The 6891-nt window shown below is 65.6% G+C and carries 3 protein-coding genes; 2 read left to right on the forward strand and 1 reads right to left on the reverse strand.

Annotated features, from left to right (window positions below):
• Positions 1-129 precede the first annotated feature (129 nt).
• Positions 130-2742 (reverse strand): ribonuclease E/G, encoded by a 2613-nt coding sequence (locus RUH75_RS22855; RefSeq protein ID WP_313809506.1) that lies wholly within the window; start codon positions 2740-2742, stop codon positions 130-132.
• 480 nt (positions 2743-3222) lie between these two features.
• Between RUH75_RS22855 and RUH75_RS22860 the strand changes: the two genes are divergently transcribed.
• Together RUH75_RS22860 and RUH75_RS22865 are read left to right on the forward strand one after the other, a co-directional pair.
• Positions 3223-4206 carry an N-acetylmuramoyl-L-alanine amidase gene (locus RUH75_RS22860; protein WP_313809507.1) on the forward strand — a complete coding sequence of 328 codons (984 nt, stop codon included), beginning with the start codon at positions 3223-3225 and terminating at the stop codon, positions 4204-4206.
• Between the two features lie 65 nt (positions 4207-4271).
• On the forward strand, positions 4272-6809 hold the full coding sequence (locus RUH75_RS22865) for a penicillin-binding protein 1A (protein WP_313809508.1): 2538 nt from the start codon (positions 4272-4274) through the stop codon (positions 6807-6809).
• The last annotated feature ends 82 nt before the right edge of the window (positions 6810-6891 follow it).

Consider the following 6891-nt stretch of genomic DNA (forward strand, 5'->3'; position numbering starts at 1 on the left):
AGTCCGGGGTGACGAGGGTGGGGATGTCGGAATTGGCCAAATCCCCTACAGCAACCATAAGGAAAAACGCCGCCATCTTGCCGTTTGGACCGGCGAGACAGCGGCGTTTCCCATCGTCTGTTTAGGGGCTTACTGACCGAAGGTGCGCTGCCACCAGCCACGGCGCGGAGTACCGTCTTCGTCCACCTCGGCATCGCCGTTGACCGTGACAGGTTCGGCAGGCGCTGTAGCCTCGACGGGCGCTTCGGCGGCAGCTTCCTCGACCACCGGATCGGCTTTCTTGCGGCGGGTGCGCTTGGGCTTGGCGGGCGCTTCTTCGGCAACCGGCGCAGCCTCGACGGCAGCGGCTTCTTCGACCACCGGGTCCGCTTTCTTGCGGCGGGTGCGCTTGGGCTTGGCCGGCGCTTCTTCGGCAACCGGCGCTTCCGGCGCGGTTTCCACCGGAGCCTCGACCGGTTCGGCTTCGGCAGCAGGCACGGCCGCTTCCTTCGCCTTGCGGGCGCGCGGACGGCGGCGGGTCTTGGGCGCTTCCTCCTCGACCGACGCTTCGGGAGCGGCTTCGGCCACCGCTTCCACGACCGTCTCGGCTTCGACGGCCTCGACCGCCTCTTCGCTGGCGACGGAGCCTTCGGTCACCGCCTCGTCGGCGGCACCCTCGCCAGCCTCGCGGCGGCGACGGCCACCCCGGCGACCCCGACGGCCGCGACGACGGCCTTCGCCTTCACCCTCGGCAGAAGCCTCGACCGATGCGGCCTCGCTTTCCTCGCCTTCCTTGGCTTCGCTGTCTTCGTCCGCGGTTTCGGCGTCCTCGGCAAGCTCGCCCTCAGTCTCGGCATGATGCTCGTCGCGCTGGCCGCCACGGCGGCGACGGCGACGACGGCGGCGACGGCCACCTTCGCGGTCCTCGCCCCGATCGCCATGCTCTTCATGCGCGGCTTCGACTTCCTCGACCTCTTCCTCGTCCAGTTCCTCGACGATCTCAAGATCATCGTCTTCCTCGACGATCGGCGTATAGTCGACCACGCGCTCCGGACGCGGCCCGCTGGCCTCGACCGACATGCGCGCGCCCTCGATCTCGCCATCGGGCAGGATCGCGATGCGCACGCCATAGCGCTGCTCGATCTCGTCCAGCTCGTGGCGCTTGTTGTTGAGGACGTAGAAGGCCGCTTCCTGGCTCGCGCGCAGCGTGATGAGGCTGCCGCGCCCACGCGCCGCTTCCTCTTCCAGCATGCGCAGCGCGCCCAGACCCGCCGACGAAGCGGTACGGACCAGACCGGTGCCTTCGCAATGCGGGCACTGGCGGGTGGAGGCTTCGAGCACACCGGTGCGCAGCCGCTGGCGGCTCATTTCCATGAGGCCGAAGCCGGAGATGCGGCCGACCTGGATGCGGGCGCGATCGTCCTTCAGCGCCTCCTTCATCGCCTTCTCGACCTTACGGATGTTGGAGTTCATCTCCATGTCGATGAAGTCGATGACGACCAGCCCCGCCATGTCGCGCAGGCGCAGCTGACGCGCGATCTCCCGCGCCGCCTCAAGGTTGGTCGCAACGGCGGTCTGCTCGATGCCGTGCTCGCGCGTCGACCGGCCGGAGTTGATGTCGATCGACACCAGAGCCTCGGTCGGGTTGATGACCAGATAGCCGCCGGACTTCAGCTGAACGACCGGATTATACATCGCCGCCAGCTGATCCTCGACGCTGGCGCGCTGGAACAGCGACACCGCGTCGGCATATTGCTTCACCCGGCGCGCATGGCTGGGCATCAGCAGCTTCATGAAGTCCTTGGCCGCCTTATAGCCATAGTCGCCCTCGACGATGACTTCCTCGATATCCTTGTTGTAGATATCGCGGATCGCCCGCTTGATGAGGTCGCTGTCATTGTGGATCAGCGCAGGGGCGTCGGATTTCAGCGTCTTTTCGCGGATCTCGTCCCACAGCCGGGCGAGATAGTCGAAGTCGCGCTTGATCTCCGGCTTGGTGCGCTGGAGCCCCGCAGTCCGCACGATGCAGCCCATGGTGGAGGGCAGCGCCATTTCCGCGATGATCGACTTCAGGCGCTTGCGGTCGGCGGCGTTCGAAATCTTGCGCGAAATCCCGCCGCCATGGCTGGTGTTCGGCATCAGCACGCAATAACGGCCCGCCAGCGACAAATAGGTGGTCAGCGCCGCGCCCTTGTTGCCGCGCTCTTCCTTGACGACCTGCACCAGCAGCACCTGGCGGCGCTTGATGACGTCCTGAATCTTGTAGCGGCGACGCAGCGCCATGCGCTTGCGGCGCAGCTCGTCGGCGGCCTCGTCGCCCTTGCCGCGACGGCCCCGGCCCTTGCCAGCCGCCTCTTCGCCCTGCTCCTCATCGTCATGATGATGGGTCGCCTCGACCAGTTCCAGCCCGCCATCGCCCGCATCGGCATGATCGTCATCGTCGAAATCGGCGCGCAGCGCGGCCTCTTCCTCGGCATGCTCGCGTTCTTCGCGCAGCAGCGCTTCGCGGTCCTCGCGCGGAATCTGGTAATAATCCGGATGGATTTCGCTGAAGGCGAGGAAGCCATGGCGGTTGCCGCCATAATCCACGAAGGCCGCCTGCAACGAAGGCTCTACGCGCGTGACCTTGGCGAGGTAGATATTGCCCTTGAGCTGCTTGTGCTCGGCCGATTCGAAGTCGAACTCCTCGATCCGGTTACCTTTGACGACCGCGACCCGGGTTTCTTCCCGGTGGCGCGCATCGATCAGCATACGCATTGTCATTTATTATTCTCCGGCGTGGGCGGCCAGCGGCGCAAGGCCGCGCTGCCACGCGATAGTAAGGGGGCGGCGCGAATTGCTGCATCGCCCGGTTTTCAAGGAAAAATTGCGTGTCTGCTGCTTCGGCAGGGCCGGACAAGGCGCCGGACACGACCAGCCACGCCGCATCGCCCGGAACCGGGCTCAGCGTGGAATGGAAATCATGCCTCATGCAGCGTCAACCTGTTCGTGCATCCGTGTCGGGCAGCTTTCCGCCCGCCGGTGCCATCGTGAAATGCCCCGAAGGACCGGCACAATATGGGCAAGCCTTTCAGGAATGTGAATGGGTAGCAGTCAAAAAGCCAAGGAGCAACGGCCCCTCGAAATAATGTTCCGCTTATCCCGGCGATGATGAAGTGATCGTTAACCCTTCACTTTTACCCGGCAAAAAGAGCCGATGCTTAATTCGGGATTCAGCGTGGGGACGCTGGACGGATTGGCGTGATGAAATTGGGCTTTACGGCCATGGGCGGCCCGTTGCACAAGCGGCGCATGCTCCAAAGTCTTGCGCTCGCAAGCATGTTCTTTTCCGGCGCGCCCGGTCATGCCGGCGGTCTTTCCGCCGTCATCCTTGACGGCGATCAGGTGATCGTGCGTTTCGACGCGCCCGCCAACATGGCGCCGCGTCCGGTCAGGCGCATCCACAGCATCTCCGTGCCGATCCCGCCGGTCGCGCGTGGCATCACCTTGCCGCCGGTGGAGGGGCCGCGCGATGCCTCCCGCCCGCTGGTGGTGATCGACGCCGGCCATGGCGGCCATGATCCGGGCGCGGTCAACCGGGAAAACGGCCGCCAGGAAAAGGATGTGACGCTTGCCATCGCCCGGGCGGTCCGCGACCAGCTGGTGAAGTCCGGCCGCGTGCGCGTGGCGCTGACCCGCGACGACGACCGCTTTCTGGTCCTCCAGGAACGCTATGGCATCGCCCGCAAGCTGAATGCGGACCTGTTCATTTCGATCCATGCCGATTCGGCCGACAATGACATGGCGCGCGGCGCGACCATCTATACATTGTCCGAAACCGCTTCCGACCGCGAAGCCGCCCGCCTGGCCGCGCGCGAAAACAAGGCGGACGTGCTGAACGGCGTCAACCTTGGCGGCCAGAGCAGCGATGTGTCCTCCATCCTGATCGACCTGACGCAGCGGGAATCGATGAACATCTCGGTCAGTTTCGCCCGGCTGCTCCAGCGGGAGGCGGCGCCCTATGTCCCGTTCCGCAGCGCCTATCACCGTTTCGCCTCGCTGATGGTGCTCAAGGCGCCGGACACGCCATCCGTGCTGTTCGAAACCGGCTATATTTCGAATAGCGCCGACGCGCTGTTCCTGGGTTCGAAGGAGGGGCAGGCGAACATCGCCAGGGGCGTCGCCCGCGCGATCGAGGTCCATTTCGCGCGAAAGCTCGCCATGCGCGCGGGCGGAGCGGGTGGCTGATCGATCCACGCTTCGACGATCCATACTGGCGCTCACCGCATTTTGACCCTACAGCCTCGACCATCATGGAAGAGGCTCGCCCCAAAAACGCCGCATCGTCCTTCACCCAGCGCCTGCGCAGCGGCGCCGGTGACCTTCGGGAACGCCTCCAGCCCCATTGGGACCGCCGCTGGTTCCGGTGGATCGCGATCGGCCTTGGCGGCCTCATCCTCGTCTATGCCCTCTTCTGGCTGATCCTCGCGCGGGGGCTGCCGGATGCGGCGACGCTGCTGGAATATGAGCCGCCGCTGCCGACCATCGTGCGCGACACCAATGGCCAGCCGGTGCACAGCTATGCCCGCGAACGGCGCGTCCAGCTGCAATATAGCGATTATCCGCCGCTGCTCATCCGCGCCTATCTGTCGGCGGAGGACAAGACCTTCTTCGAACATCATGGCGTCGACATTCCGGGCTTTTTCGGCGCGGTGTTCGATTATGCGACCAAGATCGGTTCGGGGCGGCGGGCCAAGGGCGGTTCCACCATCACGCAGCAGGTGGCGAAGAATCTGCTGATCGGCGACGAATATTCCCCGACACGCAAGTTGAAGGAGATGATCCTCGCCTACCGCATGGAGGGGGTGCTGTCGAAGCAGCAGATCCTCGAACTCTACCTCAACCAGATCTTCCTCGGCCGCAACGCTTACGGGGTACAGGCGGCCGCCCGCGCCTATTTCGACAAGGATGTGGGCGATCTCGGGCTGCATGAAATGGCCTATCTGGCGATCCTGCCCAAGGGTCCGGCCAATTATCGTCCGGAAAGCCCCACCGGCCATGAGCGCGCGCTGGAACGCCGCAACTGGGCGCTGGGCGAAATGTACAAGAATGGCTGGATCACCAAGGCCCAGCGCGATGAGGCGACGGCCCAGCCGCTCGGCACCGTGGCTGCCCACGGTTCCAGCTTCGACGCCCGCGCGGGCGGCTATTATATGGAGGAGGTGCGCCGCCGCCTGATCCAGCAATTCGGTGAAAAGGCGTCCGACGGCCCGAACAGCGTCTATGCGGGCGGCCTCTGGGTGCGCAGCCCCTATGATCCGAAGATTCAGGACCTGACCACCACCGCGCTGCGCAACGGCCTGCTGCGCTTCGATGCGGGCAAGGGTTGGTCCGGCCCGATCGGTAAGGTCGACATGGGCCGCGGCTGGCATCGCGAACTGGCGGCAAGCTATATCGACGTCGACTATGCCACATGGCGCGTCGCCGTGATCGTCAGCCGCGGTTCGTCCTCGGCGCAGATCGGCTTTTCCGACGGATCGACCGGCACGCTGCCCGCCGACGCCGCGCAATTGCCCTATCGCAAGAGCGGCGGCCCGGCCTTCGCCGCGATGAAGCCCGGCGACCTGATCGTGGTGGCGCGCAATGGCTCCGGCTGGGCGCTGCGCAATATTCCCGAAGTATCCGGCGGCATGGTGGTCGAGGAAACCCATTCGGGCCGCGTCCGCGCGATGCAGGGCGGGTTTGACGACCGCCTGTCCTCCTATAACCGCGCGACCCAGGCGATGCGTCAGCCGGGGTCGACCATCAAGCCCTTCGTCTATGCCGCCGCGCTGGACAATGGCATGACCCCGGCCTCGATCATCGTCGATGGCCCCTTATGCGTCTATCAGGGCGCGGGGCTTGGCCAGAAATGTTTCCGCAACTTCACGGGCGGCAGCGCGGGACCGCAGACCATGCGCTGGGGCGTCGAGCAGTCGCGCAACCTGATGACCGTGCGCGCCGCCAGCCAGACTGGCATGGACCGTGTCGTGCGTACCATCAAGGCGATGGGGATCGGCGATTATCAGCCCTATCTCTCCTTCGCGCTCGGTGCCGGCGAAACCACGGTCGAGCGGATGGTGAACGCCTATGCGATGCTCGCCAATCAAGGGCGGCAGCTCAGCCCGAAGCTGATGGACTATGTGCAGGACCGGCGCGGCAAGGTGATCTGGCCGCTGCGCTGGCGCGCCTGCGACGGCTGCAACATGGCCAACTGGGATGGCAAGCCCATGCCCCGCTTCGGTTTCGAGGGGCGGCAGGTGATGAACCCGATGACCGCCTATCAGGTCATCCACATTGCGGAGGGCGTGATCCTGCGCGGCACCGCGACGGTGCTGGCGGACCTCAAGCGCCCGCTGTTCGGCAAGACCGGCACCACCAACGGCCCGACCAATGTCTGGTTCGTCGGCGGTTCGCCCGACATCGTGGCGGGCGTCTATATCGGCTATGACCAGCCGCGCAGCCTGGGCGGCTGGGCGCAGGGCGGCCGCGTCGCCGCGCCGATCTGGAAGGCGGCGATGACCCCGGTGCTGGAGGCCATGCCCAAGACGCCCTTCGTCGCTCCGGCCGGCATCCGCATGGTCACGATCGACCGCCGCTCGGGCAAGCGCGTCTATGGCGTCTGGCCCACGGATGAACCCAAGCCCGCCGTGATCTGGGAAGCGTTCAAGCCCGAATCCGAACCCCGCCGCTCGATCCGCAAGGAAGAGGTGGCCGCGCAGGACAAGGCCGCCGCCCGCATCGAAGCGACCGTCCAGCGCCGCCAGCGCACCGACAGCGACTTCCTCCAGGATCAGGGCGGGATTTACTGACGCCGGCTACCGTTATGGGTGGAAGGTGGACGGTCGGCTTACCTGAGCATTCCTTGAAGCGCACCGTGTTCCTGCGCAGGCA

This window comes from Sphingobium sp., assembly GCF_032153725.1.
Taxonomy (GTDB): domain Bacteria; phylum Pseudomonadota; class Alphaproteobacteria; order Sphingomonadales; family Sphingomonadaceae; genus Sphingobium.